3 protein-coding genes are annotated in these 2,230 nt (G+C 53.3%); all 3 read right to left on the reverse strand.

Features of this window, described 5'->3' with window-relative positions; translation table 11 throughout:
• Positions 1–772 (reverse strand): serine dehydratase beta chain (locus AC5OW4_RS15070; protein WP_493677196.1); only part of this gene is annotated, 772 nt, incomplete at its 3' end.
• A 77-nt stretch (positions 773–849) separates the two neighbouring features.
• Entirely contained in the window at positions 850–1,809 is a 960-nt protein-coding gene (holA, locus tag AC5OW4_RS15075; protein ID WP_195547939.1) for a DNA polymerase III subunit delta, read from the reverse strand.
• Between the two features lie 8 nt (positions 1,810–1,817).
• Positions 1,818–2,150 (reverse strand): ComEC/Rec2 family competence protein, encoded by a 333-nt coding sequence (locus AC5OW4_RS15080; RefSeq protein ID WP_493677197.1) that lies wholly within the window; start codon positions 2,148–2,150, stop codon positions 1,818–1,820.
• Positions 2,151–2,230: the final 80 nt, after the last annotated feature.

Below are 2,230 nucleotides of genomic sequence, written 5' to 3' on the forward strand. Positions count from 1 at the left end.
GCTTGCCGCGGGTGATCTGCTGATCGTTATAATAGTAATACATCAAGGCCGCCATGACGCCGCAGGAGCCCAATGTCGGCGCAGTGACGACGGTGCCGGCCGAAGCGTTCTGTTCGCTGGCCGCATAGGCATAGGCCGCCAGCTTCATCTTCGTCCGTTCCGCTTCATCCTCGATCGTTCCCGCCTGTAAAAGCATTGCCTTCGCTGCGCGTTCCATCTTCAACCGTCCCGGCAAGACGCCGCTGGCCTGCAGACCTTCCTTTACGGAAGCGAGCATCGCGGTCAGAATCTTATCCAGATACGGCTCCAGTCCGGCTTCCGCCCGCAGCGCGTATTCTGCAAAACCGATCTTTTCTTTGTCGCAGATTTCACGGATCGCCTGCATCGAATTTTCCGGATAGACGTTTTCACCCGTTTCCAGATGCTTTTCTAAAATTTTAATCGAACCGCCGCCGACAGAGAAAACCGTCCATTTTGCCAGCAGCTGATGATCCCGGTTGTAGCCGCGGATATAAAAGCCGTTGGGAAAGCTTTCCTTCCAGTCCTTTAAAAAGAAGATTGTCGTCTTCGCCGGCTCAAAGGTCTTGCGGATGATATAATCTGTCAGATGACCTTTGCCGGTTAACGACAGCGAGCCGTACAGCTCGACTTCGACATGGTGCAGTTGCTCGCCGTATTCCGCCTTATACAGCTGGCAGGCCCGCTGCGGTCCCAGCGTATGCGAACTGCTGGGACCCGGGCCGATTTTATAAAGTTCCTTTAATGAATCCATCGTAACACTCCCTTTATTCTTTCAGCGTATGAAAACACGCGGATTCTGACTGTTTCTCTGGTGATTTCACAGATTTTTTAGTGCGCGGCTTTGATTAAGAACATTTCAAAGCCCAGCCTGCGGTCCAGCGTCCCGCTTTTAAACCGCTGATCAAGCTCGGCTAAATCGTTCAGAATTTCCAATAACCGTTCGGAATTCAGCCGGGCTACGGCTTCATGCGCTTTCTTGACGCGGAAAGGATGAACCTTCAGCTGCTGAGCGATCATCGATTCGCTCATCCGCCGATCGCTGAGCATGCGCACCTGCGCCATCAGGCGAAACTGCGAAGCCAGCAGGGCGACGAGGTAAATCGGATCCTTGTTCAGGGAATCCAGATCGTGCCAAAGATGCATCGCCTGTTTTAAATCATGCGTGATGACGGCGTTGACCAGATGAAATACATCCTCGTCCAACGGCCGGCTGACCAGATGCACGATGTCGTCGCGGCTGATCTTCGTTCCAAACAGCGTCAGCTTGATCAGCTCCTGATGGAAGCTTTCTAAATCAAGCGGCAGCCGCTGCATCAGCTCGTCCATCGCTTCGCGCGACAGGATCAGCTGGTGCGCTGATAGCTGTTGATTGACATACGAACGAAACTCGCGTTCATCAAGCCGCTTCATCGTGAACACCCGGCACGTTTTTACAGCCAGCTTGACCAGCTTCTTGCGCTGATCCAGACTTTCAAACTCACCGCAGAAAATTAAATCGGTGCTCGGGCAACTGTGATTGAGGTAGTCCTCCAGCGCTTTGCCGTCCTTCTCGTTTAACGATCCGCTTGTCGTTAAAAAGACCGGATTGCGCACGACGACGGTTTTCTTTTCCGCAAAGAACGGAATTGTCCAGGCGTCTTCCAGAACTGCACGAAGCTGAAAATCGGCGTTGCCTGTTTCGTAGACCACCGTGTTCATGCCCGTGTTTTCCGGATCGTTCGCTTTCAGCAGCTCGTCCAGTTTTTTCTTCAGCCGATACGTTTCCGACCCGTACAATAAATAGTTCATCGAATCACCTACCCTATTATAGCAAATCCCCGGCGCGCGGTAAAAAGGAAATTACAAATCGGCGTCACGATAATCCGGATATCGCCTTCCTGCTTCGTATCGAACATCCCGATCCGGCAGTCTTCCAGGCGCTGCATGACCTCGGGATGGGGATGTTGGTAGCGGTTATTGCGGCCGCTGGAATTCAGCGCCACAATCGGTCTCAGCGTTTGCAGCCAACGCGCGCAGCTGGATGTGCGGCTGCCGTGATGCCCGAGCTTGACGATATCCGCGCGCAGGCCGGGAATCTGATCCAGAATTTTCTGTTCAATTTCAGCCGGGGCGTCCCCGCTCAGAATCATCGTCAGATCCTGCATCCGCAAAAGCAGCACCAGCGATCAGATCGGAAGAGCGTCGTGTAGGGAAAGAGGGTAGATCTCGG

The organism is Holdemania sp., assembly GCF_986127675.1.

What these genes read in the sequence shown, in the direction of transcription:
- holA (WP_195547939.1), bottom strand. Translation starts at nt 1,809, where the DNA reads ATGAACTATTTATTGTACGGGTCGGAAACGTATCGGCTGAAGAAAAAA.
- AC5OW4_RS15080 (WP_493677197.1), bottom strand. Translation starts at nt 2,150, where the DNA reads ATGATTCTGAGCGGGGACGCCCCGGCTGAAATTGAACAGAAAATTCTG.